Source organism: Burkholderia cepacia (assembly GCF_029962485.1).
Taxonomy (GTDB): Bacteria; Pseudomonadota; Gammaproteobacteria; order Burkholderiales; family Burkholderiaceae; genus Burkholderia.
In genome coordinates, this window is record NZ_CP073638.1 from 2343054 (window position 1) to 2367303 (window position 24250).

Sequence of the window (24250 nt, forward strand, 5' to 3'; positions counted from 1 at the left end):
TCCCGCAGGCGCCATCGCAGGCCCGCCCGTCGGGCCGCTCGCCGTCGCATCCAGCGCTGCTTCGGTGCCTGCGCCCCCCCCGTAAAAGCTCACCTTTAGACGATTTCAGGCCGTATCGTCACCTGCTGCTGCATTCAGGCCGGCCAGCGTCTCCACCAGAAAATCCACGCACACGCGCACCTTCGCCGACGCTGCGACGCGTTCCGGATACACAGCCCAGATGTTCGCGGGCTGGATCGCGTCCGGCAGTACGCGGCACAGTTCACCGCGCTCGATCAGCGGCGCGGCCTCCCAGATCGACCGCAATACGATCCCGCGTCCCGCCAGCGCCCACTGCACGGCCACCTCGCCATGATTCGTCGACAGCGCGCCGCCGACCTTCACCGTGACCGTCTCGCCGCGCACATTCAATCGCCAAATACCGAACGGATGGTCGCGCTCCTTGATTGCAAGACAATCGTGCGACGCGAGATCCGCGAGCGAGCGCGGCGTGCCGCGTCGTGCGAGATAGTCGGGCGACGCGCACAGCACGCGATGGTTCGCGGCGAGGCGGCGCGCGATCAGGTGATCGGCGATCTCGTCGCCGATCCGCACGTCGAGGTCGTAGCCCTCTCCCGCGACATCGACGAGCCGGTCGAACAGATCGAGCCGCACGTTCAGTTGCGGATAGCGCGCGCTGAAGTCGAGCAGCGCCGGCGCAACGACATGCCGGCCGAAGCCGAAGCTGCTCGAGATGCGCAGCGTGCCGCGCGGCACCGTGCGGGTAGTCGACACGTCCTCGACGAGATGATCGACGTCGTCGAGAATCTTCTCGGCGCGCGCGAATACGCGTTCGCCTGCTTCGGTCGCGCTCACGCGACGCGTCGAGCGATGCAGCAGGCGCGTGCCGAGCTGCGCCTCGAGCAACGCGATGCGCTTGCTGACGTACGCGGGCGACACCGCGAGCTGCTCGGCGGCCGCGCTGAAGCTCGCCAGGCGGACAACCAGGCTGAACACGCGCAGGTCGTCGAGATTCGGGGATTTGTTCACGATTCGTGGAAAGTCGATTAACCTTTCGCGCGATTTTAATCCGGATGGAAATAAATAGAATGACGTGACGGCCCGCTGCCTCCCTCGGCAGCCGGCCAACCAGCCAAGGAGATTTGCATGACCGACAAGACCTACAGGATTGCCGTGATCCCCGGCGATGGCATCGGCCGCGAAGTGATGCCCGAGGGCCTGCGCGCGCTCGCCGCCGTCACCGCGCGCTTCGGCATCCGCTTCGACTTCGTCGAGATCGACTGGGCGAGCTGCGACTACTACGCGCAGCACGGCAAGATGATGCCGGACGACTGGAAGGCGCAGTTGTCAGGCATGGACGCGATCCTGTTCGGCGCGGTCGGCTGGCCCGCGACGGTGCCCGATCACATCTCGCTGTGGGGCTCGCTGCTGAAATTCCGCCGCGAATTCGACCAGTACATCAACCTGCGGCCCGCGCGCCTGTTCGACGGCGTGCCGTCGCCGCTCGCCGGCCGCCGCGCGGGCGACATCGATTTCATGATCGTGCGCGAGAACACCGAGGGTGAATATTCGTCGGTCGGCGGCACGATGTTCGAAGGCACCGATCGCGAAGTCGTGATGCAGCAGTCGATCTTCACGCGGCACGGCACCGAGCGTGTGCTGAAATTCGCGTTCGAGCTCGCGCAACGGCGCGCGAAGCGCCTCACCGTCGCGACGAAGAGCAACGGCATCGCGATCAGCATGCCGTGGTGGGATGCGCGCGCGGCCGAAATGGCCGAACGCTTTCCCGAGATCGCCGTCGACAAGCAGCACATCGACATCCTGTGCGCGCGCTTCGTGCTGCAGCCGGACCGCTTCGACGTCGTCGTCGCGTCGAACCTGTTCGGCGACATCCTGTCCGATCTCGGCCCGGCCTGTACGGGCACGATCGGCATCGCGCCGTCGGCGAACCTGAACCCCGACCGCACGTTCCCGTCGCTGTTCGAACCCGTGCATGGGTCGGCACCCGACATCGCGGGGCAATACATCGCGAACCCGGTCGCGATGATCTGGTCGGCGGCGATGATGCTCGACTTCCTCGGCAACGGCACGGGCCGCGAACGTGAAGCGCACGACGCGATCGTCGCCGCGATCGAGAACGTACTGCGCACGGGGCCGCATACGCGCGATCTCGGCGGTAATGCAGGCACGCAGGAAGTGGGCGAGGCGATCGCCGCGCGGATCGCGGGCTGAGCGCCGAGGATCGAAGGTCGCGCCCGGCGCTCGTGCCGGGCGACACTTCACGAATCCGTCTGCGGTGAGCAACACGCGATGCGTTTGCGCACGCGTGCAGATTCTTCGGAAGCGTGCGTGCCGATGTCGATCCGATCGGTGAGTTGCACGTCACGCTCACTCACACCGATCGTCAGTGCTTCACCGGTGCGATCGGTGAGATGCATCACGCGGCAAGGCACACCGCTCGCTACGCGTCGACATGTCTGCTTCACCCGTGCAATCACGCGTCGACCTGTTCGGAACACACAGTTCGACGCGACATTTCACCTCCTCCCGAAAAATCTCACCTTAGCGTAGCGACTCCCGAATTTCCTCACCATTGAACCTCGGTGATGCGTTCGCCGCTCCGCTGAATCGACGTGAACCTCACAGCCCGAGGTCGGACAGCCCCGGATGATCGTCCGGACGACGACCGAGCGGCCAGTGATAAAGACGGTCCGCCTCGCGAATCGGCAGATCATTGATGCTCGCGTGACGATGCGCCATCAGGCCGTTTTCGTCGAACTCCCAGTTCTCGTTGCCATACGAACGAAACCAGTTGCCCGCGTCGTCATGCCATTCGTACGCAAAGCGCACCGCGATGCGATTGCCGCCGAACGCCCACAGCTCCTTGATCAGCCGGTAGTCGAGCTCGCGCGTCCATTTCCGCTGCAGCAGCCCGACGATCTCGTCGCGGCCCGTGACGAACTCGGCACGATTGCGCCATCGGCTTTGCGGCGTATAGGCGAGCGACACGCGTTGCGGGTCGCGCGTGTTCCATGCGTCCTCGGCAGCGCGCACCTTCTGGCGCGCCGTTTCAAGCGTGAAGGGCGGAACGGGTGGGCGGACTTCGGGGGAAGCGGACATGGGTTGCTCCTGTTCAGGTTCTGGCCGCGAACGAACGCAGCCGGTTCGGATTCGCTGCACCGGCTACCGGGACACGGTATCGAGCAGCAGTTCGGCCGTCGCGCGCGCATCGCGCGCGGCGTTTGCATCGCCACTGACGAGTGCCACGCCGATCGCGCCGTCGATCAGCACGAGCCACTGGCGCGCGATGCGGGCCAGCCCGCGGCGCTCGAGGCCGGCTTCGTCGGCATACGCATCGAAGCACTCGCGCACGAATGCCAGCAGCCGTGCCTTGTGCTCGCGCGCGACGACCCGCACGGGATCGTCGGCGTCGGGGATCTCGCCCGATGCGTTCAGGAACGCGCAGCCATGAAAATCGGGCTGCCCGAACCAGTCGCGCAACACGTCGAACATGCCGAGCAGCTGTGCGCGCGGCGCCTTGCCGCGCGCCAGCGTGGCGTCGACGAACCAGCGCATCCAGCGTGCGTCGCGACGTTCGAGCGCGGCGACCACCAGCGCCTCTTTCGATTCGAAATGCGAATAAAAGCTCTTTCGTGCCGCGCCGGATCGCTTGACGATCGCATCGACACCCGTTGCGTGGATGCCGCCCGAGTAGATCAGCGCTTCGGCCGCGTCGAGCAGCCGGTCGCGAACGCCCGGTTCGCCGGAGGAGTCGTGAGGTGTGTTCATGGGTTTACGGTAGAACGATCGTTCTCCATCGTCAATACCCATGTGAAAAAGCCCCATCGACGGGAGGGCTGAAGCGCGGCCTGGCGGCGCGCGTTTACGACATTTTTTCTTGAAGCCGATACGGGACGCTCACTACACTTCGGTCACCCTGTCTGGGCACAAGGACATCATGCAGCGACCGGAATCCGCGCGCCCCGTGCGCGCCTATGCGGCTTATGCGAAGCGGCTCGACGGCCGCGTCGTCGTGCGGCGCTTCGACCCGTGCAGCGATTCGTACGACGCCCTGACCGCGCTGCTGCATCGCGCGTTCGCCCCGCTCGGCGCACTGGGCTTCAATTGCCCGAGCGTCGATCAATCGGCGTCGGCGACGCGTGAACGCATGCTCACCGGCGAGTGCTTCGTCGCGCTCGGCAACGCGCATCTGGTCGCGACGATGACGATGCTGTCGCACGATCCCGATTCCCGCTGCGATCCGTATCGCAGCCGGTGCGTCGCGACGCTCGGCCAGCTGGCCGTCGACCCAGTCTGGCAGGATCGCGGCATCGGCCGCTCACTGCTCGCGTTTGCGCAACATCGTGCCGCCGCGCGCGGCGCGACGCACCTCGCGCTCGACGCGCCGCATGCGGCGGTCCGGCTCGTCGATTTCTATCGCCGGGAGGGATTTCAGCCGGTCGACGTGATGCGTTTTCCGGGGCACAACTACGACAGCGTGATCCTGTGCAAAGCCGTCGGCATCGCGAACGACCGCATGCGTGGGTGCGGCACGACGCAGATCGAGGTCGCGCGGCAAGCCGGTACGGTGTCATGAAACACGAGGTGCCGAAGCGCGAGGACGGCAAGGATCGCGCACAGCTCGACGCCCGGCAGGCACGTGTGTGTGCGGCGCTTCGACTGCGCGGTGTGATGCAGCTGACGATCGTCACGATCGCGGTTGCGCAGGCGCTGGCGTTCGCGTTCGAAGGCCTGCTGGGCGCCGCCGGTTTCGCGCCGGACGCCGCGACGGTGCTGCTATTCCGCTTCGTGACATGCGCGCTCGTCAGCTTCTGGCTGCAAGCGGATGCGTTACGCGCGTATCAATTCGCAGCGCAGCACGGGTTCGTCACGGTTCCCGGCGCGCATGGCGATCCGGTCGACGTTGCGCCGCAATGCCCGAAGCGCTGGCTCGTCGTGTTGAATCTTCAGCTCGAACCGCGATGGGTGAAGGGTGAACGGAACAAGTAGCGATCCGCGCACCGTTGGACGCCATGCTCAATGCGTATGAGTGAGTCGCGACGCGGTTCGCGGGCTCACGGTTGATGTCGCGATTCAATTCGGTGTCGCGTGCGGTGCGTCGCGAACGATCGCCCGGCCGGCGAAGCAGGGAAGCGTATGGGAACGGGGAGAGCAGGCGCCGAACGGCGTGGAGGGGCAAAGCGAAGCAGAAGCTGACAGGTGAAGCGAACGTGCGATTGCAAGTCACCGATGTGTGATCGCGGCGTGATTCACGCATGCGAACACAGCTCCCGAATAATCTCACCTCAAGCGTCGAATCACGCGCATCGATGTTGACGATGCGCGTGCAAACGAAAGCGGGGCAGGCGGCAAACGCGCCGCACTACCCCGTCTCGACACTCGACTCAGGCCGTCCAGTCGAGAATCACCTTGCCGCTTTCGCCGGACAGCATCGCGGCGAAGCCTTGCTCGAAATCGTCGGCCGCGAAGCGATGCGTGATGATCGGCGACAGGTCGAGGCCGCTCTGCAGCATCGCGACCATCTTGTACCAGGTCTCGAACATCTCGCGACCGTAGATGCCCTTGATCTCGAGCCCCTTGAAGATCACCTGGTTCCAGTCGATCGCCGTCTGCGCGGGCGGGATGCCGAGCAGCGCGACCTTGCCGCCGTGGTTCATCGCCTCGAGCATGCTCGTGAACGCGCTCGGCACGCCCGACATCTCGAGACCGACGTCGAAACCTTCGGTCATGTGCAGGTCGGCCATCACGTCGCGCAGCGATTCGCGTGCGACGTTGACCGCACGCGTCGCGCCCATCTTGCGCGCGAGCTCGAGCCGGTAGTCATTGATGTCGGTGATCACGACGTTGCGCGCGCCGACGTGCTTCGCGATCGCGACGGCCATGATGCCGATCGGGCCGGCGCCGGTGATCAGCACATCTTCGCCGACGAGATTGAACGACAGCGCCGTGTGCGTCGCGTTGCCGAACGGATCGAAGATCGACGCGAGATCGTCGGAAATCTCCGGCGGAATCTTGAACGCGTTGAACGCCGGAATCGCCAGATATTCGGCGAACGCGCCTTCGCGGTTCACGCCGACGCCGACCGTGTTGCGGCACAGATGCCGGCGCCCCGCGCGGCAGTTGCGGCAGAAGCCGCACGTGATGTGGCCTTCGCCGGACACGCGATCGCCGATCGCGAAGCCGCGCACTTCCTGCCCCATCTCGACGATCTCGCCGACGTATTCGTGACCGACGTGCATCGGCACGGGAATCGTCTTCTGCGCCCAGTCGTCCCACTTCCAGATATGGATGTCGGTGCCGCAGATCGCCGTACGGCGGATCTTGATCAGCACGTCGTTGTGGCCGACTTCCGGACGCTTCACGCGCGTGAGCGTGAGGCCGGGGCCGCGTTCGAGCTTTGCCAGTGCTTTCATGGTCGTGCCTCCGTCAGATGATGCCGAGCGACTTGCCGACGCGCACGAACGCGGCGACCGTCTGGTCGATCTGCTCGGGCGTATGCGCGGCGCTCATCTGCGTACGAATGCGCGCGCGGCCACGCGGCACGACCGGGAACGAGAAGCCGATCACGTAGACGCCTTCGCCGAGCAGCTTGTCGGCCATGTTCGTCGCGAGCTGCGCGTCGCCGAGCATCACCGGGATGATCGGATGCGCGCCGGGCACGAGCGTGAAACCGGCTTCGGTCATCTGCTGGCGGAAACGCGCGCCGTTCTCGCGCACGCGCTCGCGCAGCTTCGCGCCTTCGTCGCTGCCGAGCAGTTCCAGCACCTTCAGCGAGGCCGCGGCAATACTCGGCGTCAACGTGTTCGAGAAGAGATACGGGCGCGAGCGCTGGCGCAGCAGTTCGATCACCTCGCGACGCGCGGCGACATAGCCGCCCGATGCACCACCGAGCGCCTTGCCGAGCGTGCCCGTGATGATATCGACGCGGCCTTCGACGCCGCAGTGCTCGGGCGTGCCGCGGCCGTGCGTCCCGATGAAGCCGACCGCGTGCGAATCGTCGACCATCACGAGCGCACCGTAGCGATCGGCCAGATCGCAGATACCTTTCAGGTCGGCAATGATGCCGTCCATCGAGAACACGCCGTCGGTCGCGATCAGCTTGTGGCGCGCGCCCGCCGCATCGGCTTCCTTGAGCTTCGCCTCGAGGTCGGCCAGGTCGTTGTTCTTGTAGCGGAAGCGCTTCGCCTTGCAGAGACGAACGCCGTCGATGATGCTCGCGTGGTTCAATTCGTCGCTGATGATCGCGTCGTTCTCGTCGAGCAGCGTCTCGAACAGCCCGCCGTTCGCGTCGAAGCAGCTCGAATAGAGGATGCTGTCCTCGGTGCCGAGAAACGCGGCCAGCGCGCTTTCCAGCTGCTTGTGGACGGTTTGCGTGCCGCAGATGAAACGGACCGATGCCATGCCGAAGCCGTCCTGGTCGAGGCCGGCCTTCGCCGCGTCGATCAGGCGCGGATCGTTCGCCAGACCCAGATAGTTGTTCGCGCAGAAATTGAGCACGCCGGCACCGCCGGCGAGCCGCACTGCAGCCGCCTGGGGACTCGCGATCTCGCGCTCGGTCTTGTAAAAACCGTCCGCGCGGATCTGGTCGAGCGTCCCGCGCACCTGGGCGAGAAAGGCATCACGCATCGCAAAGCTCCTGACAGGGTTTCGCATTCCGCAACGCGCCACTCGTGGCGGCGGCGCAACGGCCTGCTACTGTTATAGTCGGTCGTTCGGTTGACCGCATTTATCCGATATTCCGAACTAGAATTCGAAATATCGAACAACTCTAAGCGAACGGAATCCAAATGGCAAGTTCCTCCGGGTCGCGGCGCACGCCTGCCAGCGCCGCACCGCAGCCGCCGGCCGTCACGCCGCCGCGTGTCGGCGAGCAGATCCAGCGGCTGCGCAACGAGCGCAAGCTGACGCTCGACGACCTGTCGCGCGCGGCCGGCGTATCGAAATCGATGCTCTCCGAGATCGAACGCGACAAGGCCAACCCGACGATCGCCGTCGCGTGGCGCCTGACGAATGCGCTCGGCATCACGCTCGACGAATTGTTCTCTCAGCCGAAGGCGCCCGAGACGATCCGGGTGGACGGCCCGCACGACATCCCCACGCTCGCCGGCCATGACGGCCGGTACCAGTTGCGCGTATGGGGCCCGATCGACCTCGCCGGCAAGTTCGAGTGGTACGAGCTGACGCTACCGGGCGGTGGCGCACTGGTATCGAACGCACACGAACCCGGCACGCGCGAGCACCTCACCGTGCTGCAAGGCGCGATGGAAATCGAGGCCGCGGCGGCCAGCCGACGCCTGAAGGTGGGCGACACCGCACGCTACCCCGCCGACGAGCCGCACGCGATCCGCAACCCCGGCAAGGCCGAGGCGCGGGCATTGCTGATCGTGATCCATCGCTGACGGCGCGGATAGTCGGCCAAAAGGTCAATCGCAGGCCAGTTGCGGAAAATACTGTATGTTTGTACAGTATACGGACATTCCGCCATGCACGGGCCGGAGCCGGCGCACCGAGGCGCCCGCCCCGGTCGACAGGAGCCTGCAATGACAGAAGAACAAGATTTGGCCGCGCTCAGCTTCAAGGCTGCCGCGCACGATCTCGAGTTGATCGTCCGGCATATCGCCGGGCGCTATATCCACCAGCGCGTGCCGCTGACGTGGCGCCTGCTGCACGCGATCGAGGCCGAGGCGCTCGCCGACCTCGGCTTTGCCAGCCGGCACGAAGCCGGCATGCGTCAACTGTTCGAACGACCGTCGGACATGACCTTTCCCGAAACGGACGATCCGATCGACTTCGGGCGCTCGAACGCGCTGCCCGCCGTCTTTTCGTTCGCGGTGCTCGCGTATGAAGCTGCGGCCACGTCGCAGGACGCGGCGCCTCGCGAGCGCGCTCACCGTCAGTCCAAGGCCTGGGGCGACTGAGGGCCAAGCCCCGGCTGCAGCGCACGGCGGCCGGTCCAGTCTCTTGCTGCCCGACAGGTTGCGGAAAGGGCTACCATATACGCAACTAACGGAATAAACACCATGTCCCTTCCCGCCTCTCCCGACACCGCTGCACGCCCGGAAGAAAAGGATCTGTTCGACCGCGGCGCATCCGACTGGATCGTCTCGCCCGAAACCGCGTTCGACGCCTGGCTTGCAATGCAGGACTATCGCCGCTCGTCGGCCGACGTCTATCGCGCGCAATGGGGCGCTTTTCTCACCTGGATGCGTGCGCACCAGAAGAATCTGGCAACCGTCGACACGGCCACCATCGCAAACTTCGTCGGCGAGTTGTCGATCCGAAAAACGCAGCGCATGCGTTATCTACGACTGATCGAGCGGGTGCTCGATCACATCCGGCGCACCGAATATGCATCGACCAACCCGGCCCGTTTCATTGCTCAGGATGGCGAAGCGAACTGGCGCAAGGCACGCGACAACGAGCCGACCGGTTTCCTCACGCCGGCCGAGCGCGCGACATTGCTCGCCTATCTGTTTTCACCGATCGGCGTATCGGGCTCCGCTTACTGGAAAGAGCGGCGCGACCGCGCGCTCGTCGCTGCGTTTCTCGGTGCCGGCATCAAGACCGGCGAAGCGCGGGCACTAACGATTAGTTGCATCAATACGAGCGCCACGTCGCTGCAGATCGAGTCGACGCATCCGGATTACGCGCGCGAAACCCATCTGGCCTCGTTTGCGATCGCGCTGCTCGAAGCATGGCTGAACGAGCGCAAGCGCCAGGAGATTCCGGGAGAACTCGTGTTCCCCGCATCGCATGCCGGACGGCCGATGCACAAGGCGACGATGCTGCGCGCGATCGACGCGATCGTCGAATCGGCCGGGCTCACGTCATCGCGCACCGCACGTGCCAGCCCGCAAACGCTGCGCAATACCTACGCGGCCGAGCTGTTCGAGCACGATGTGCCGCCCGAGCGCGTCGGCAAATGGCTGGGCTTCATGCGTCCGATCTCGTCGAACCGCCTGCATCGCGCATGGAAAAACTGGCGCGACGGTTTGGCCGACCACAACGGTGACGCAACCGACAGCGACGACACTCACTGATCGGGAAACGGCTGCTCACGCACATGATCCGTGAGCAGCCTTGCGTGGCGCAGCCTCACCGTTTCACAGCTCCCGAAAAACCTCACCTCAAGCGTCCCGGATCGTCTCACCTGTGCAGGTGCTGCCGATCTTCGGGTCAGGAATGCGCAAAGCGCGCGACGGCTTCGAACCGGGACGGCCATGTGCCCGAAGCGTGTTCACATTCCGGGCACGCCACTTCAAACCCCTCTTCACCGTGTGACAGCTCCGGCTCCCCGTCGCAATGCGGGCACTGGGTGGGCACTGGAATGTCGTGATCCAGCGCGGTGCCAATCGCGGAAAACGCTTCCGCATCCAGTTGCCCGGCATCGGCCAGGCGCCGGATCAGCGCGGAGACTTCCGGATTCATCCCTTGGCTCGCGCGGAGCGAGCTTACGTCGCGTGTCGCGCGCTCCAGCTCTTCGCCCTGGGTGCGCAACTGTTCTTCGAGCCGATCCGCGCGCGCCTTGGCCGAACTCAATTGCTGCAGGAAATCGAACTCCTTGCGCTGAACGTCCCGCAAACCGCTCTGGTAGGTCGATGCCATGCTGCGCAACGAGTCCAGCTCGACCAGCATCGGTTTGACGCGACGCTCGGCTTCGGCCACGGCGTCCTTGATTTGCTGCGCATAGTGCTCGGTGCGCTGCTGCAATTCGGCTTGCAATGCATCGATCCGGTCGCGCAGCGCTGCGTTTTGCGCCTGCTCGGTGTCGATGCGGGCCGCTGCCGCGGCCAGTTCTTTCTCCAATCGCGCGACTGTGGTGAGTAACGTCGCTTCGCTTGCCGAACCGTGCGTCGATTGCGACGCGAGTTGAACCTCGAGTTCGGTCACTCTGGCCTGCAACTGCTCGTTTCGGGTTTCGCCGCGGGCGAGCGCCCCTTCGAGCGTCTCCTGGCGGACGGTTGCGTCGCGCAACCGCTGTTCTGCGTCGGCCACGCCGGCGCGAACCTGTTCGCGATCGCCATCGAGACTGTCGCGGGCTGCTTTTAGCGCTTCTTCATAGAGTGCCCCGAGCAATGCACCGGCTTTTTCCTCGACGGCCTTCGGAATGGCTGCACCGTCGAGCCGGATCTTGGACGCGGAACGGATGCGCTCCCAGAAATGGTCGATGTCTTTCGGAATGTCGCTGGCGCTGCCGGTCTGGGTGAGATCGCGGACGTTGGCGGCCGACGGCCGGATGCCGAGATCGAAGAACAAACGCTTGCATGCATGCAGCGACAATTCCTGACGGCGCGCACCGCTGGCGCGCAGCGATTCCAGTTCGTCTCGAATGACTTGGCGTATTTCGTCCAGGGTCATGACCGTGCTCACAGACATTGAAATGTGGCAATCATAACGAAATACGTATTTCTTGATACTAATTTTGTGCAGGCGTGGTGAATTTGCGTCGCTTCGCACAGAAATCGGGTCTGTGAGCCGATCTGGTCGACTGTGCTCAAGGATTCCGTGAAACAAAGCGAAGAAGATCAGCCAAGTCCTTGTTACACAAGCATTTTCCTGCAGACCCCGAATTTCGGCATTTGTTTCACATGACAGCGGATCCGATTGCCTGTGGGTGTTCAGGGGTTGGGGTGTCTGTGGAAAACTCGTCAGCCGATGTCTTGAGAGTATTAGAAGTAAACACCCTTGAACCCTTAGTTAAAAACGTTAACGCCACGGCACAGCCTTATGCAACAAGGCTTTCCGGCCGACAAGGTGAAGTTTTACGGGAGCCAAGGTGATCTTCTGCGGGAGCTGAAGTGATTGGGTTCGGGGAGCAGCGTGAGCCGTTGCAGGAAAGATCGTGAGCGGATTCGGGATCACAGTGAAACACGAGATTTCCCAAAGGTGAGGTTTTTCGGGGCCGCACAGCCACAGAACCCGCGCCGTGCCTGTCTGCACAGTTTTCTGCCTGTGCAGACACAGGTGAGCGTTTGCAGGACCTTCTTTGCGCCCCGATTCTGCCCATCTTTTGGGCAGTTTTGGCGAAAGGTGAGGTTTCACGGGACTCCGCGGGATTTTGCTGTGAGGATTTCCGGGAAGCGAACGCCATTTTGCACAGCAAAAGTGCGCTCAGGGGCCTGTGATGCCCTAAAGGTGAGGCTTTTCGGGAGGGAAATCCGGGTTTTCCTGGCCTGATCCCGCTAAGGTGAGCTTTTTCGGGGCATGGATCACAGGCTGTGCGCGCAGTCACAGGTGAGGCTTTTCGGGAATGCAATTTGCCCGAAAAATGGTCAAAGGTGAGGCTTTTCGGGACCTGTGAGCGGCAGGATTCGTCGAAAAGCCCGTCAGGACTGGAAGAAATCTCGTTTTTGCTGTGCCACTTTTTGGCACAGGTGAGATTTTTCGGGGGCTGACATACCGGTGTCGTATGAAGGATTAACGCCGAAAGGTGAGGCTTTTCGGGGGATGTCTGCGGTGCACAGCCAAATGCCTTCTGAGCATAAGTATCGGAACGCATTGAGGTTTTTGATACTGTGGCGGTTACGGTGAGGTTTTTCGGGAGCCATTCCTGTGCCCGTTGCGGCACAGCATTTTTTCGAAAAGGTGAGCGTTTTCGGGAGGCTTCGCCAGCCAATCCCGCGCGTGCCGGGCATTCGTCGGCATCCGGACGAAAGAACACGCTGTGCTCAAGGTGAGTATTTTCGGGACCTGATCCTGTTGGTGCGCTGTACAATGCGCGCCCGGGCCTGCAAATCAGGTTCGATTCGGCCGTGCGGGCCGGTTTCGGCGATGTCTTTTCGAACGCCGGACCCGATCGCGATCCCCTCGCGAGCCGTGCCTGTACATGCATACAGGCCGCGGTGGGGCGATCGGGGACGCACAGCAACGGACAATCGCAACCCTGTGCCGAACGCACGGCCGGGCAGTCGCAAAATTACGACAAATTGAAAGGTGAGCCGATACGGGAGCGAATTCCGCACGTGTCGTGCACAGGTGAAATTCTGTGAATCCGCGCATCCCGCGGCACGTCTGGAAGAGTCCGGAACGCTGCAATGGCGGACCGGTGAGGGTTTTCGGGAGTGGTTGGGGTGAGCGCCGTTTTGCACGCGCGCTTCACCGGCTATGGTGAGCATGTCGTTCTGGACGCACATCACCGCAGGCGCTATCCTTCCGGGAAACTTCACCTCCGACCCGACGTATGGCCACGACGAAGCGCGCCAAGAAAACCGATGTGGATGTGGTGAGTGCCAGTTCAGCTGAATTGCGCAAGGCCGTCGAGGCGATTGCCATTCAGCCGAAAAGCGGCAAGATCACGCTCCTCACTCGCAAGCTGTTCAATGTCCTGCTGGCCGTCGCGCAGCAGGCCGACGACTCGGGCGACACCTATCGCGCGCTGCTGTCGGACATCGTCGCCAACTCCGCTTTCGACTCGAACGACACCGCGCTGGTGAAGGAACACCTGCGCCGCATGGTGTCGGTGCAGGTCGAATGGAGCACGGGGACGTCGAGCCAGAAGCCTGGCCGCAAGTGGGGGATCTCGACGCTGATCGCCGACGCGGAAATCCTCGAGGATCCGACGACCCGCCGCGTGTGGGTCGAATTCTCGTTCGCACCGAAGATCAAGAAGAAGCTGCTCGACCCGGTCCAGTATGCGCGTCTGAGCCTGCAGTTCCAGAGCCAGTTGCGCAGCAGCGCCGGTCTCGCCCTGTACGAGATTTGCGTGCGCTACCTGACGAACCCGAGCCACCTGACGATGCGCGAACCGTGGGAATGGTGGCGGCCGATCCTGTCGGGTACGCCCGATACGGAAGCCGGCGACGAGGCAAAGCGCGAGTACAAGTACTTCAAGCGCGACTACCTGCGTCCCGCGATTGCGGAAGTCAACGCAGTCACCAACATCTTCGTCGAGCTGATCGAGCACCGCGAAGGGCGCCGGGTGGCCGAGATCCAGTTCCGCGTGACCGAACGCAAGCAGCCGATGCTCGCGCTCGACGAACACCCGAACGTGTTCGACAGCACGCTGGTCGACCGGATGGTCAAGCTTGGGATCCCGCTGAAGGAAGCGCAGACGCTCTATGCCGACAGCGAGGAGAACCGGATTCGCGCCGCACTGCAGATGACCGAACAGCGGTTGCGCAGCACGACGCTGCCGCCGGTGCGCAGCGCGCCGGCGTTGTTCAAGGATGCGCTGAAGAAGGGCTATGCGCCGCCGGTCGAGTCGGTCGACGCGCTGCCTGCCGGCACGCCGTCTGCGAAGGTCGCAGCGGCCCAGCCGGACGATCTGAAGGCGCGTCTGATGAGCGAGTTCGCGGCGTTCCGCCGCAAGGAAGCGAAGGTGCTGTACGAAGAGCAGGGCGACGCTGAGCGCGAAGTGGCGCGCGAGTCGTTTGAATCGGAGGCACTGCCGACGATGGGCTCGCATCTGCGCGACGACTGGCGCAAGCGCGGCCTCGATTCCAAGCTGGCCGAGACGGCCTTTTTCGACTGGCTGGCCCAGAAGACCTGGGGCGAGCCGACCGACGGCGACCTGCTGTCGTTCACGCTGAACCAGTCGCGGGCTGCCTGAGGCCCGTTGACGGGCCGCCGCCGGCCTCGCCCTAAGCCGGCGGGCCCGGCGTCCTCACCGGGCCCTGCTGGCCGTTTCCATCACTCCGACAACAGCATCCGCTCGAGCTGCTCGAGGATCGCGTCGCGCTTGTCCTTCGGGAGACCGCGCAGGCGCAATTCGATGCGATCTTCGCCATACGACTTCAGGTCGCCCACCGATTTGCCGCCGAGCTTGATCTCGAGACGCTGCGCATAGCGCTGACGGCCCGCGACTTTCGGCGTCTCCTGCGCCGCGACGCGGCCCTTGACGATATCCGACACCTGACGCGTGCTGAGATCGTCCGACACGATCTTGTTGATCAGCCGCAGCGTCGCCTCGGTACCGCGCGCGTTGTGATAGCGGCCGACTTGATACGCCATGTTCGAGCCGAAGCGGTCGGGACGCACGACCATCTCCTGCATGATCGGCTCCGGCAGCTTGCCGATCGACAGCGCGACGGCCACCGTCGACTCGTCGAGGCCGAGGTGCTCGGAGAGCTCCTTCTGGCTCTGGAAATGCTTGTCGTCGAGGAAGCGGCGCCACACGACGGCGTTGTCGAACACCGTCTGCGTATCGCGCTGGACGTTGAGATCGTAGCCGAGCTTGTAGCTCTGGATGCCGATCGGCACGTCGATCACGATCGCCTTGACCGACTCCTTGTTCGCTTCCTTCAGCGCCCGCACGCGACGACCGCCGTCGCTGACGAAATACGTGCCCGGGTTGTCGTAATCCGGAATCACGTGGATGGCCTGCTGCTGCCCCTGCTTCGCGAGGTTGACCGCGAGTTCGGCAATCGACGACTTCAGATAGAAGTGCCGCGGGTTGAACGGGCTATGCTTGATCGCCTTCAACGACAGCTCGATCACCTGGCCCGGTGCGTAGCGATTCTCGAGGCGCCACGCGCGATATTGCGGCGACTCGTCGATCGACGGATCGATCGTGAGCTCCGGAGCAGGCGGCGGCGCGATGTCTTTCTTTGCGGATTTTGTCGGCGTAGGCGTGGGCGTCTCGGACTTGACGATACCGTCGATCGCGTTGAGCCGATCAAGCGCGGTACGCTTCTCGCTCGTCGTGATATCCGGGCGCGCTTGGAATCCTTTGGCAAATTGGGAGGGTTTCATGTGACTCCTTTGTGCGCATAAAGTCAGGGCAGCATGGCGACGATTTCGTCGGCACATGCACGAATTTCGGCCGCGGCCAGCTTGCCGCCGCGATCGTTCATCTGCAGCACGGTCTGACCGAGCGCCATCGCTTGCTTGTACGCTTCCCGGGTCGGGATCTGCGTTTTCAGCAACGGGAAGCCGAGCTCCTCGAGCGCACGCTTCAGCTCGCGGGTCAGCATGCGCTTCTCTTCGGTCTTGTTCAGCAGGAAGACCGCGCGGAGATCTTCGTTCATGACCTGAGCCTGCTGGATCAGCTTGACCAGCCCGACGCTCGACCAGTAATCGGCCGGCGACGACGAAGTCGGGATCACTGCAATCGATGCGGCGAGCAGGACGACGCCTGAGACTTTCTCGGTGATCGACGGCGGGCAGTCCACGACGATGATGTCGTAGTCGTTGATGAACTTCTTGATCTCGCGATGGATCTGGCCGTCGGCTTCGGCAAGGTTGACGACCGGAAACGGGATGCCGTTTTCGCTGTCGCCGGATGCGCTCGACCAGTGAACCAGCGTGTTTTGACGGTCTGCGTCGATGACGAGGACGCGCTTCCCTTTTTCATGGAACGCGGCGCCGAGGTGCATGGCAATCGTGCTTTTGCCGACGCCACCTTTTTGTTGAGTGACTGCAATGATTTCCGCGGCCAATTTTCACTCCTGTTTTGATCGTTGGAATTCTACAGGACGATATTTGGATTTCAATGAAATTGTCGTTCAACAACTACGCATTAGCCATTCGGGCTATCGGTTTATGCGCATAAACGAGCCTGAGGAGATTGGTGGCTCGATTGGATCGTGTGGCGGATGCTTGGCGACGTCGATGGGCGACATCGTTGGATGTTGAATCGCGGGCAGCATCGTGAGCATGAGTGACGTCGCTCTGCGATATCCCGGATGCACTGCCCTTTCGTTGGATGGGGCTTGTCTGAGTGCCGGTGGTTTGTGCGCATAAACTCGGCCGAGGACGAGCGATCAACCTCGTGGAGAAATGGCCGTGCATTGATGAGCGAGGGGTGTGATCGTCGAGCGCCGACCAAGCATGCCGCTTCGGTGCGTGTCGTTGAACCCGAATGTATCGACGTGAGGCTCGGTCCGGGAGCGATGTTTATGCGCATAAACCGGCGACGCTCGATGGTGAGCAACGATGGGCCACATGCAGCCGTGCCTGAATCCGATGCGCGACGATGCCGTGGCGAGGCCGCATGTCGAGATAGCGGTCCCTCGGTGCCGTGGTGTATCGACATGCGATCACGCGCCAAATCGCGACGCCCCTCCCCCCGACGATCGCAGGCTTTATGCGCATAAATCAATCCACTCGCGCTATCTCCCGCACCACTCGCTCAGCACGGAGTCAGTCACGATGCGTTGGCTCGCAGAGACATAGCTCTCGTCACGCGATAGCGCACCGCCCGACTTTATGCGCATAAACACATCCACTCTTTGACGCGTGCGCCCCGGAAAGCGCTCCCTTTCGCGACTCCCGGCCATGATGCACCGCCCCACCGACTGCCTCGGCGATACACCGAACCCACACCCGATTTCACCCCAGCCGCCCGTCAGAACCCCTCGCACAGACTGGCTACAATACAGGGCTCTACCATCCAGGCCTGAATGATGATCACGATCTACCACAACCCCCGATGCTCGAAGTCGCGCGAGACGCTTGCGTTGGTCGAATCGCTGAATACCACCGGCGCGCCGCTGAACGTCGTCGAGTACCTGAAGACGCCGCCGACGGTCGAGGAACTGGAAACGCTGCATCGGCAGCTCGCTCGCCCGGTGCGCGACATGCTGCGTGACGGCGAGGAGCCGTACAAGACGCTGAATCTTGCCCGCGCGGATCTAACCGACGCCGAGGCCTATGCCGCGATTGCCGCGCATCCGATTCTGCTGCAGCGGCCCATCGTCGTGTATCGCGGCAAGGCGGCCATTGGCCGGCCGCCCGAATCGGTGAAAGCGTTGTTCGAATAATTCTTGGCCAGCGTATTTTTCTTATTGCCTCAGCCCGACGTACGCGCCGGCATTCGACGCCGACGCGATCGCCGGGCAATCCACCGCCCGCGACGCGAACAATAGCGGCGACACGAGCCGTATCCTAGCGTTCGCCGGACGATGAACCGTCATCGTTCGGCTCCTGCCCCGCCGCCGCTTTCGCGGCCGTCCGCAACAGCGAAATCTGTCCGCGATAGGCTCTGCATCCGCTGCAGGTCGGCAGATGAATGCGCACCTGCAGTCGTTCGTGCAGCGTCAGATGCCGGTCGAGCGCATCCGACAGCAGTCGCGTGATGTCAGTACATTTCCCCGGCAGCATCTTCGGTCGTCAGTCCTTTTTCACTCAGGCAGGTTCGCAGGCGCGTGCGCGCCCGATACAGCAACACGCTGCAATGATTCGTCGTCATCGTCAATTCGCTGCAGATCTCCGCAATCTCGACATCGAGAAATTCGCGCATCATGAACACGCGCCCGATCTGTTCCGGAAGGTGGTCGAGGCAGACCTGGAACAGCGTCCAGAACTGCTGCTGCTGCAACAGCGTCTCGGGCTTCGGCCACGGTCGCGGCTTCGCATGCGCGGCCCAGTGCCCGTTCTCCTTGAACAGTTCTCGATCGAGCACCGATTCGCCGTCGAGTTCGGCGTCGAGCGCGGACAGGTTGACTGTCCGCTGCCGCGCGCGCAGCACGTCGATCAACTTGTTGCGCAGGATGCCGAACACCCACGTCTTGTGGGCCGACAGCCCGGCGAAATCGCCCGCGTGCGACCACGCGGCGGCGAGTGCTTCCTGCACGGCGTCTTCGGCCGCGTCAGCATCGCGGAGCTGGAGTCGCGCGAAGCGCAGCAGGTCGCGCCGCAGTTGCGCGAGATAAACGGGATCGTCGTAGGCGGACGGCATGTCTGGGTTGCAGTGTTTCGAAACGATCGCACTTGCGCCACCGGGCGCGCGCATCGCGGTGCGTGCAGCTTACTGGGCGCGCCGCCAGCCTGCAACGCATGTTCCGTCACGATTTCACGAAACCAGCCAGCGTGCTGCGCTATGCTTGCCGAACCCCGGCCTGCGCGTCGACGGCGTCGCGCGGTGGGCAATCTGTAACGTCAGAACATAACGGTCGAGTTATCCACAATTTCTGTGGAAAACCTTGTGGAAAGTCGGCCGTTCGGCCCCGTGGGACGGCTCGCGGGCTGGCTTGCCTATAAACAGACCTTTATTGCCCGTTCGGAAGCAATTGATCCGATTCTTCACTCACCGGAAGGAGAATGCCATGTCCTATCGTATTGCGGTCGTCGTCGGCAGCCTGCGCCGCACATCGACGAACCGTGCGCTCGCGCACGCCGTGATTTCGCTCGCCCCCGCCGATTTTTCGTTCGAGTTCGTCGAGATCGGCGAGCTGCCGCTGTACAGCCAGGACTACGACGCGGATTTCCCGGAAGTCGCGAAGCGCTTCAAGCAGTCGATCGAAGCCGCCGACGCGCTGCTGTTCGTCACGCCCGAATACAACCGGTCGATTCCCGGCGTGCTGAAGAATGCGCTCGACTGGGGTTCGCGCCCGTGGGGTTCCAACTCGTGGTCGGGCAAGCCGGGTGCGGTCCTCGGCACGTCGCCGGGCGCCGTGGGCACCGCGCTCGCGCAGCAGCATCTGCGCAACGTGCTCGCATACCTCGACGTGAAGACGCTCGCTCAACCCGAGATGTTCATCAAGCACGATCCGGCACGCATCGACGATCAAGGCCAGATCGTCAGCGAGGACACCCGCAAGTTCCTGCAAGGCTTTGTCGATCGCTATGCGAGCTGGGTGCGCCTGCTGAAGTCGGCCTGAGCGTCACACCCGTTCAGCCGTCGGCGCCGGCCCGCACGCAGCGGGTCACGCGCCGGCGTGCCGCGCGTCGCGCGCTTCGCGGATGCCCAGCAGGATTTCGTCGAGCAGCGCGATGTCGAACGGCTTCGACAGCACGCGTACGTTGACGGTGCGCGTGCGGTCGAGTTCCTCCGCATAACCCGTGACGAGAATCACGGGCAGCTTCCCAGGCCGCTTGTCGACCGCTTCCGCGAGGTCGATGCCGTTCAGACGGCCCGGCATGTGGATATCCGAAATCACGAGGTCGAACGCATCGTTCGCGGCCGCGCCCTCGATCAGGTGCAGCGCGTCGTCGGCGGTGGGCGCATAGGTCACGCGGTGGCCGAGCAGCGACAGCAGCGCCTCCGTGCCGGCCGCGACTTCGCTGTTGTCCTCGACGAGCAGCACGTGCAGGCCCGCGAGTGCGCCGGTGCCTGCTTCGTGCGCGACGGCCGGCGGCCGCGCGACGACGTCCTCGGCGCGTGCGCGCGGCAAATAGAGGCGCACCGACGTGCCGGCCCCGACCGCGCTGTCGATCGTTGCCAGGCCGCCCGAGCGCTCGCAGAACGCAAACACCTGCGGCAGGCCGAGCCCCGTCCCCATCCCCGGTGCCTTCGTCGTGAACAGCGGCTCGAAGGCGCGCGCGAGCACGTCGGGCGCCATGCCCGAACCTGTATCGTCGAGCGAGATCTGCACGAAATCGCCGGTCAGCGGGAAGCCGTCCTCGCGACGCAGCGTCACGTTGCGCGCGCCGACCGTGAAGCGGCCGCCGGCCGCCATCGCGTCGCGCGCGTTGACCGCGAGGTTGATCACCGCGAGTTCGAGCTCCGCGACGTCGACGCGGATCGGCCAGACGCCGGGCTCGATCGCAACGACCAGCGACGACTTCGAGCCGAGCGATGTCTTCAGCAGTTCGCGGCATGTGCCGACCCATTGCCCGACGTCGATCGTCTCGTTGTGCAGCGGCTGCTTGCGCGCGACGCCGAGGAGCTGGCGCGTGAGCGACTGCCCGTTCTTCAGCGCGCGTTCGATCGCGCCGAGTTCCTTGTCGAGATGCTGGACACCGCGCCGCCGTGCGATCTGCACGTTGCTCGAGATGATCATCAGCAGGTTGTTGAAGTCGTGCGCGACGCTGCCGACGAGGTTGCCGAGCGCCTGCATCTTGCGCGACTGCCGGTACGCCGACTCGATCGAACGCCGCATCGATGCTTCGGCCTGCCAGCGATCCCACGCCTCCTCTTCCGCCTTCAACCGCTTGAGCGACAGCCAGATCACCGACCACAGCGCGATCGACGGCGCGAACATCGAGATGAACAGCACGCTCAGGTGTTCGTACCATTCATGCCAGATCGCCGACGTGCGGTACGCGCACGTCACGTACACGGGATAGCTGCCGACCTGGCGGTACGCGACGATCTCGCTGCTCGCGCCGTCGTGGCGCACGCGCACGACGCCTGCGCGCGGATCGTTGCGCGCATTGCCGAACGTGACCGAGCGATCGGTGTGCGCGAGCGACGGCGGCGGCGGATACGACGCGATCACCGCACCGTCCGAGCGCGCGAGCGCCATCGTCATCGGCGTGCTCGCGCCGCCGAGGAGGTCGCGATAGAACGCATTGAAATACGACGACTTCAGCGCGATCGACACCATCCCGGCGAACGAACCGTCGCTATGACGGCGCGCGACGCCTGTGTTGAACACCGGAATGTTCTCGAGCTTGAGCGGCCCCATCATCAGCCGCGAGATGTGTTCGATGACCTTGCCGTCGCGGATGCCCGCGAAGTCGTCGCGGTTCGCGATCGACGCATACGGCGCCGGGTAGTAGAGGCTGTTGGCGAGCAGCATCCCGCTCGCGCCGAAGATCGACACGGCGGCCACCTGCGGATAGCCGCCGCCGATCGTGTTCAGCGCTTCGTGGATGTCGGATTCCTTGGTGCGCACGGTGGCGTCGTCCATGTCCTGCACGAGGTCGACGATGCGCGCATCGAGCGTCTCGCTCAGGTCGAACACCTTGAGCGCGTGCTCCTCGGCAACCCGCACCGTACGCATCGTCACGTCGCTCGCGGCGGCCTCGCGCGTATTCAGGTCGTTGTACGCCATCACCACCACGTAGATGCACGGCAGCACGATCGCCGCGACGAGCAGCACGATCAGCGTCACGCGGCGTACCGCGAAATCGTGTTCGGGTGCGCCGGACGCGTAGCTGCCGTCGTCCTGCCAGTCGTCGGCGGGCGGGGAGGCGGGAGCGTGGGAGTCGGCAGGCCGGTCGGACGTCATCGAAGAAGCGGGTGAAGCGGAGGTGCCTGCCATCATAAACGAGTTGCGACGGCCGGCCGCGCAGCCCGCGGCGACACGATCCTGTCGGTTCCGACAGGGGGAAACTGTCAGATTGAAAACGCGACGAATCCGGCAGCGCAAACGTACACAAGGAAAAATTTTGCGTGCTTATCTCGAAAATGATCGCGGCTGTTTTCGGAATGGCGTGCGATCGGACCGATTCTGTTCGAAATGGTGAAAATGGCGAGTTGCATCGCCTCCGGTTTACTCCGAGAATCGCGCCTTGCTTTCCCTATGACAGATATATGCGCCCGCCGGCGATCGCCGCGCGGGCGTCGCGCGCACCTGCGTCGCGACGTCCGCGCACGGCCGCAAGGCGGTTGCCCGCGCCCGAACGCATGGCCCCTAAAGAAGTGCGCCGCGCGGTCGTTAACGCGAGAGAGACCATTCCGTATACCGCATCGCCCCATGCCTTTGCCGATTGTAATTGCCGACGATTCGCTGCTCGCTCGCAAACTTCTGACAAAGGCGCTGCCGGGAGACTGGGACGTTGAAGTCGCGTATGCAGCGAATGGTCGCGAGGCCTTGGCGCTCTATCGTGACGGCAAAGCTTCCGTGATGTTTCTGGACCTGACGATGCCCGACATGAGCGGATATCAGGTCCTGGAAACACTGCGCCACGAAGATCTGAACACGTTCGTGATCGTGGTATCCGCCGATATCCAGCCGCAGGCGCAAGCACGCGTGCGTGAATTGGGCGCGATCGCATTCGTTGCCAAGCCCGTGACGTCGGAGGCATTGCTGCCCATTCTCAAGGAGTATGGGTTGTATGCCTGAATCGGTGTTCACGGCGGAGCAACGCGACGCGTTGCAGGAGATCGCCAACCTTGCAATGGGCCGCGCCGCCGCGCGGCTTGCGTTGTTGCTCGGGCGCTTCATCGAATTGTCGGTGCCGCGCGTGCGCGTCGTGCAAGCGGCGGACGCGGGCAACGCGCTGCGCGAGATGACGGGCATTCACGACAACGTGACCGCCGTGCGCCAGGGCTTCCGTTCCGACATCAAGGGCGAAGCGATCGTGCTGTGCCGCACGTCGGGCGTCGCGCGGCTCATGTCGGTCGTCGACCGCACGTTCGGCGACGGCGTCTATGGCGGGATGGCGACGCCCGACGAACTCGTGTTCGACGTCGCGAACGTGCTGATGGGCGCGTGTGTCGCATCGATCCTCGACGAGCTCGGCCGCAAGCCCGTGTTCTTCCCGCCGGGGTTGCTCGGTGCGAACGTGTCGTTCGACGACGTGTTCGAGCCGAACGTGCTCGCGTGGAGCGTCGCGCTGCTGCTCGAAGTGAATTTCGGGCTCGAGGACCACACGTTCCGCGCTCACTTCGTCATGCTGATGGCCGAGGACTCGATCCGGTTGATGGGCGACGCGCTCGACGCGTTGCTGTCCGCGCTATGACGGCCGCCGCCCCGTCGCTGAGCGACCTCGTGATCGAGCGGGTCGGCTTCGGGCTGTTCGTGCTCGACCGCTCGATGACGGTGCTGATGTGGAACCGCTTCATGCAGGATCACAGCGGCGTTCCGGCGGCCGACGTGCTCGGCCGCAACCTGTTCGACTGCTTTCCGGACCTGCCGCACACGTGGCTGTCGCGCAAGCTCGAGAGCGTGTTCCAGCTCGGCAGCTTCGCGTTCAGTTCATGGGAGCAGCGCCCCTACCTGTTCCGCTTCGAGCACGACCGGCCGATTACCGGCGGCGTCGACTACATGCAGCAGGACTGCACGTTCATGCCGCTCACGCGCGGCCGTGACGTCGAGGCCGTGTGCGTGACGATCTCGGACGTCACGCACGTGAGCGTGATGCAGCGCGAGCGCGAGGAAGCCGTCGCGAAGCTGCGCGAACACGCGAATCGCGACGGGCTGACCGGCATCGCGAACCGGCGCTTCTTCGAGGCGCGGCTCGGCGACGAATTCGCGCGCTGGCAGCGTTACGGCGGCGACATGTCGGTGCTGCTGTTCGATCTCGATCACTTCAAGACGATCAACGACCGCTTCGGCCATGCGGCCGGCGACGCCGTGCTGCGCGAGACGGCGCGCCGCGTCGCGTCGATCGTGCGCGCGCAGGATACGTTCGGCCGCTTCGGCGGCGAGGAATTCGCGCTGCTGCTGCCGTGCACGAATCTCGACGAGGCGATGCTGGTGGCCGACAAGGTGCGCGACGCGATCGGCAGCCTGCCGGTCGATGCAGAAGGCGTCAGCGTGCCGGTGACGGCGAGCGTCGGCGGTGCATGCGCGAAGACGGGCGCGCCGACCAGCGACGTGCTGGTCAACGAGGCCGACGCCGCGCTCTATCGCGCGAAGCGGCTCGGGCGCGATCGTTCGGTGGCCTACGCGTAGACCGC

Annotated in this window: 24 protein-coding genes; 12 read left to right on the forward strand and 12 right to left on the reverse strand. The window is 64.0% G+C overall.

Annotated features, from left to right (window positions below):
* Window positions 1-105 precede the first annotated feature (105 nt).
* Complete coding sequence (locus tag KEC55_RS26970; protein WP_282508152.1) at window positions 106-1029, reverse strand: LysR substrate-binding domain-containing protein; 924 nt, start codon at window positions 1027-1029, stop codon at window positions 106-108.
* A gap of 117 nt (window positions 1030-1146) precedes the next feature.
* On the opposite strand from KEC55_RS26970, the gene KEC55_RS26975 reads away from it, so the two are divergent.
* Window positions 1147-2232 carry a tartrate dehydrogenase gene (locus KEC55_RS26975; RefSeq protein WP_282508153.1) on the forward strand — a complete coding sequence of 362 codons (1086 nt, stop codon included), beginning with the start codon at window positions 1147-1149 and terminating at the stop codon, window positions 2230-2232.
* A 47-nt stretch (window positions 2233-2279) separates the two neighbouring features.
* Here KEC55_RS26975 and KEC55_RS26980 read toward each other — a convergent pair whose 3' ends face one another.
* The 3 genes from KEC55_RS26980 to KEC55_RS26990 all read right to left on the reverse strand — a co-directional run bounded on the left by KEC55_RS26980 (window position 2280) and on the right by KEC55_RS26990 (window position 3789).
* Entirely contained in the window at window positions 2280-2441 is a 162-nt protein-coding gene (locus KEC55_RS26980) for a hypothetical protein (RefSeq protein WP_282508154.1), read from the reverse strand.
* Window positions 2442-2640: 199 nt separating this feature from the next.
* Window positions 2641-3120, reverse strand: a complete 480-nt coding sequence (locus KEC55_RS26985; protein WP_027781811.1) for a DUF1348 family protein — start codon at window positions 3118-3120, stop codon at window positions 2641-2643.
* A 63-nt stretch (window positions 3121-3183) separates the two neighbouring features.
* Window positions 3184-3789 (reverse strand): TetR/AcrR family transcriptional regulator, encoded by a 606-nt coding sequence (locus KEC55_RS26990; RefSeq protein WP_282508155.1) that lies wholly within the window; start codon window positions 3787-3789, stop codon window positions 3184-3186.
* Window positions 3790-3958: 169 nt separating this feature from the next.
* On the opposite strand from KEC55_RS26990, the gene KEC55_RS26995 reads away from it, so the two are divergent.
* Entirely contained in the window at window positions 3959-4597 is a 639-nt protein-coding gene (locus KEC55_RS26995) for a GNAT family N-acetyltransferase (protein WP_282508156.1), read from the forward strand.
* Window positions 4594-5010, forward strand: a complete 417-nt coding sequence (locus KEC55_RS27000) for a hypothetical protein (protein WP_282508157.1) — start codon at window positions 4594-4596, stop codon at window positions 5008-5010. The genes KEC55_RS26995 and KEC55_RS27000 overlap by 4 nt, the downstream gene beginning before the upstream one ends.
* A 395-nt stretch (window positions 5011-5405) precedes the next feature.
* Here the strand turns inward: KEC55_RS27000 and tdh are convergent, their stop codons facing one another.
* Together tdh and KEC55_RS27010 are read right to left on the reverse strand one after the other, a co-directional pair.
* Complete coding sequence (gene tdh, locus KEC55_RS27005; protein ID WP_176047845.1) at window positions 5406-6434, reverse strand: L-threonine 3-dehydrogenase; 1029 nt, start codon at window positions 6432-6434, stop codon at window positions 5406-5408.
* Between the two features lie 13 nt (window positions 6435-6447).
* Window positions 6448-7647, reverse strand: a complete 1200-nt coding sequence (locus KEC55_RS27010) for a glycine C-acetyltransferase (protein WP_282508159.1) — start codon at window positions 7645-7647, stop codon at window positions 6448-6450.
* Between the two features lie 161 nt (window positions 7648-7808).
* Between KEC55_RS27010 and KEC55_RS27015 the strand changes: the two genes are divergently transcribed.
* From KEC55_RS27015 to KEC55_RS27025, 3 genes are all read left to right on the forward strand, one after another.
* Complete coding sequence (locus KEC55_RS27015) at window positions 7809-8420, forward strand: helix-turn-helix domain-containing protein (RefSeq protein WP_193102032.1); 612 nt, start codon at window positions 7809-7811, stop codon at window positions 8418-8420.
* 141 nt (window positions 8421-8561) lie between these two features.
* Window positions 8562-8939, forward strand: a complete 378-nt coding sequence (locus KEC55_RS27020; protein WP_282508160.1) for a DUF2471 family protein — start codon at window positions 8562-8564, stop codon at window positions 8937-8939.
* Between the two features lie 102 nt (window positions 8940-9041).
* Window positions 9042-10061, forward strand: a complete 1020-nt coding sequence (locus KEC55_RS27025; RefSeq protein ID WP_282508161.1) for a tyrosine-type recombinase/integrase — start codon at window positions 9042-9044, stop codon at window positions 10059-10061.
* Between the two features lie 136 nt (window positions 10062-10197).
* Here KEC55_RS27025 and KEC55_RS27030 read toward each other — a convergent pair whose 3' ends face one another.
* Entirely contained in the window at window positions 10198-11379 is a 1182-nt protein-coding gene (locus KEC55_RS27030; RefSeq protein WP_282508162.1) for a DNA-binding protein, read from the reverse strand.
* Window positions 11380-13201: 1822 nt separating this feature from the next.
* Here KEC55_RS27030 and KEC55_RS27035 point away from each other — a divergent pair.
* Entirely contained in the window at window positions 13202-14569 is a 1368-nt protein-coding gene (locus tag KEC55_RS27035) for a replication initiation protein (protein WP_176047839.1), read from the forward strand.
* An 80-nt stretch (window positions 14570-14649) separates the two neighbouring features.
* Here KEC55_RS27035 and KEC55_RS27040 read toward each other — a convergent pair whose 3' ends face one another.
* Both KEC55_RS27040 and parA read right to left on the reverse strand, forming a co-directional pair.
* Window positions 14650-15711 carry a ParB/RepB/Spo0J family partition protein gene (locus KEC55_RS27040; RefSeq protein ID WP_282508163.1) on the reverse strand — a complete coding sequence of 354 codons (1062 nt, stop codon included), beginning with the start codon at window positions 15709-15711 and terminating at the stop codon, window positions 14650-14652.
* A 23-nt stretch (window positions 15712-15734) separates the two neighbouring features.
* On the reverse strand, window positions 15735-16397 hold the full coding sequence (gene parA / locus KEC55_RS27045; protein WP_059238301.1) for a ParA family partition ATPase: 663 nt from the start codon (window positions 16395-16397) through the stop codon (window positions 15735-15737).
* 966 nt (window positions 16398-17363) lie between these two features.
* Between parA and arsC the strand changes: the two genes are divergently transcribed.
* Complete coding sequence (gene arsC / locus KEC55_RS27050; RefSeq protein ID WP_282511442.1) at window positions 17364-17720, forward strand: arsenate reductase (glutaredoxin); 357 nt, start codon at window positions 17364-17366, stop codon at window positions 17718-17720.
* A 124-nt stretch (window positions 17721-17844) separates the two neighbouring features.
* Here the strand turns inward: arsC and KEC55_RS27055 are convergent, their stop codons facing one another.
* Together KEC55_RS27055 and KEC55_RS27060 are read right to left on the reverse strand one after the other, a co-directional pair.
* Window positions 17845-18060, reverse strand: a complete 216-nt coding sequence (locus KEC55_RS27055) for a zf-HC2 domain-containing protein (protein ID WP_282508165.1) — start codon at window positions 18058-18060, stop codon at window positions 17845-17847.
* Window positions 18038-18637 (reverse strand): RNA polymerase factor sigma-70, encoded by a 600-nt coding sequence (locus KEC55_RS27060; protein ID WP_282508166.1) that lies wholly within the window; start codon window positions 18635-18637, stop codon window positions 18038-18040. The genes KEC55_RS27055 and KEC55_RS27060 overlap by 23 nt, the downstream gene beginning before the upstream one ends.
* A gap of 367 nt (window positions 18638-19004) precedes the next feature.
* Here KEC55_RS27060 and KEC55_RS27065 point away from each other — a divergent pair, with 367 nt between their 5' ends.
* Entirely contained in the window at window positions 19005-19559 is a 555-nt protein-coding gene (locus tag KEC55_RS27065) for an NADPH-dependent FMN reductase (RefSeq protein WP_282508167.1), read from the forward strand.
* Between the two features lie 45 nt (window positions 19560-19604).
* On the opposite strand, the gene KEC55_RS27070 is transcribed toward KEC55_RS27065, so the two are convergent.
* Window positions 19605-21854: a hybrid sensor histidine kinase/response regulator gene (locus KEC55_RS27070; RefSeq protein ID WP_282508168.1), complete on the reverse strand. Its 2250-nt coding sequence runs from the start codon at window positions 21852-21854 to the stop codon at window positions 19605-19607.
* A gap of 468 nt (window positions 21855-22322) precedes the next feature.
* Between KEC55_RS27070 and KEC55_RS27075 the strand changes: the two genes are divergently transcribed.
* The 3 genes from KEC55_RS27075 to KEC55_RS27085 are packed head-to-tail and all read left to right on the forward strand — an operon-like array spanning window position 22323 to window position 24245.
* The gene (locus KEC55_RS27075; RefSeq protein ID WP_034187557.1) at window positions 22323-22691 is read left to right on the forward strand and encodes a response regulator; all 369 of its coding nucleotides are present in this window, start codon (window positions 22323-22325) and stop codon (window positions 22689-22691) included.
* The gene (locus tag KEC55_RS27080; protein WP_176047832.1) at window positions 22684-23310 is read left to right on the forward strand and encodes a chemotaxis protein CheC; all 627 of its coding nucleotides are present in this window, start codon (window positions 22684-22686) and stop codon (window positions 23308-23310) included. Before KEC55_RS27075 ends, KEC55_RS27080 begins: the two co-directional genes overlap by 8 nt.
* Complete coding sequence (locus KEC55_RS27085; protein ID WP_282508169.1) at window positions 23307-24245, forward strand: GGDEF domain-containing protein; 939 nt, start codon at window positions 23307-23309, stop codon at window positions 24243-24245. The genes KEC55_RS27080 and KEC55_RS27085 overlap by 4 nt, the downstream gene beginning before the upstream one ends.
* Window positions 24246-24250 lie beyond the last annotated feature (5 nt).

Excerpts from the sequence above, each read along its gene's own strand:
- KEC55_RS26975 (WP_282508153.1), top strand. The coding sequence starts at position 1,147 with ATGACCGACAAGACCTACAGGATTGCCGTGATCCCCGGCGATGGCATC.
- KEC55_RS26985 (WP_027781811.1), bottom strand. The coding sequence starts at position 3,120 with ATGTCCGCTTCCCCCGAAGTCCGCCCACCCGTTCCGCCCTTCACGCTT.
- KEC55_RS26990 (WP_282508155.1), bottom strand. The coding sequence starts at position 3,789 with ATGAACACACCTCACGACTCCTCCGGCGAACCGGGCGTTCGCGACCGG.
- KEC55_RS26995 (WP_282508156.1), top strand. The coding sequence starts at position 3,959 with ATGCAGCGACCGGAATCCGCGCGCCCCGTGCGCGCCTATGCGGCTTAT.
- KEC55_RS27000 (WP_282508157.1), top strand. The coding sequence starts at position 4,594 with ATGAAACACGAGGTGCCGAAGCGCGAGGACGGCAAGGATCGCGCACAG.
- tdh (WP_176047845.1), bottom strand. The coding sequence starts at position 6,434 with ATGAAAGCACTGGCAAAGCTCGAACGCGGCCCCGGCCTCACGCTCACG.
- KEC55_RS27010 (WP_282508159.1), bottom strand. The coding sequence starts at position 7,647 with ATGCGTGATGCCTTTCTCGCCCAGGTGCGCGGGACGCTCGACCAGATC.
- KEC55_RS27015 (WP_193102032.1), top strand. The coding sequence starts at position 7,809 with ATGGCAAGTTCCTCCGGGTCGCGGCGCACGCCTGCCAGCGCCGCACCG.
- KEC55_RS27020 (WP_282508160.1), top strand. The coding sequence starts at position 8,562 with ATGACAGAAGAACAAGATTTGGCCGCGCTCAGCTTCAAGGCTGCCGCG.
- KEC55_RS27025 (WP_282508161.1), top strand. The coding sequence starts at position 9,042 with ATGTCCCTTCCCGCCTCTCCCGACACCGCTGCACGCCCGGAAGAAAAG.
- KEC55_RS27030 (WP_282508162.1), bottom strand. The coding sequence starts at position 11,379 with ATGACCCTGGACGAAATACGCCAAGTCATTCGAGACGAACTGGAATCG.
- KEC55_RS27035 (WP_176047839.1), top strand. The coding sequence starts at position 13,202 with ATGGCCACGACGAAGCGCGCCAAGAAAACCGATGTGGATGTGGTGAGT.
- KEC55_RS27040 (WP_282508163.1), bottom strand. The coding sequence starts at position 15,711 with ATGAAACCCTCCCAATTTGCCAAAGGATTCCAAGCGCGCCCGGATATC.
- arsC (WP_282511442.1), top strand. The coding sequence starts at position 17,364 with ATGATCACGATCTACCACAACCCCCGATGCTCGAAGTCGCGCGAGACG.
- KEC55_RS27055 (WP_282508165.1), bottom strand. The coding sequence starts at position 18,060 with ATGCTGCCGGGGAAATGTACTGACATCACGCGACTGCTGTCGGATGCG.
- KEC55_RS27060 (WP_282508166.1), bottom strand. The coding sequence starts at position 18,637 with ATGCCGTCCGCCTACGACGATCCCGTTTATCTCGCGCAACTGCGGCGC.
- KEC55_RS27065 (WP_282508167.1), top strand. The coding sequence starts at position 19,005 with ATGTCCTATCGTATTGCGGTCGTCGTCGGCAGCCTGCGCCGCACATCG.
- KEC55_RS27070 (WP_282508168.1), bottom strand. The coding sequence starts at position 21,854 with ATGACGTCCGACCGGCCTGCCGACTCCCACGCTCCCGCCTCCCCGCCC.
- KEC55_RS27075 (WP_034187557.1), top strand. The coding sequence starts at position 22,323 with ATGCCTTTGCCGATTGTAATTGCCGACGATTCGCTGCTCGCTCGCAAA.
- KEC55_RS27080 (WP_176047832.1), top strand. The coding sequence starts at position 22,684 with ATGCCTGAATCGGTGTTCACGGCGGAGCAACGCGACGCGTTGCAGGAG.
- KEC55_RS27085 (WP_282508169.1), top strand. The coding sequence starts at position 23,307 with ATGACGGCCGCCGCCCCGTCGCTGAGCGACCTCGTGATCGAGCGGGTC.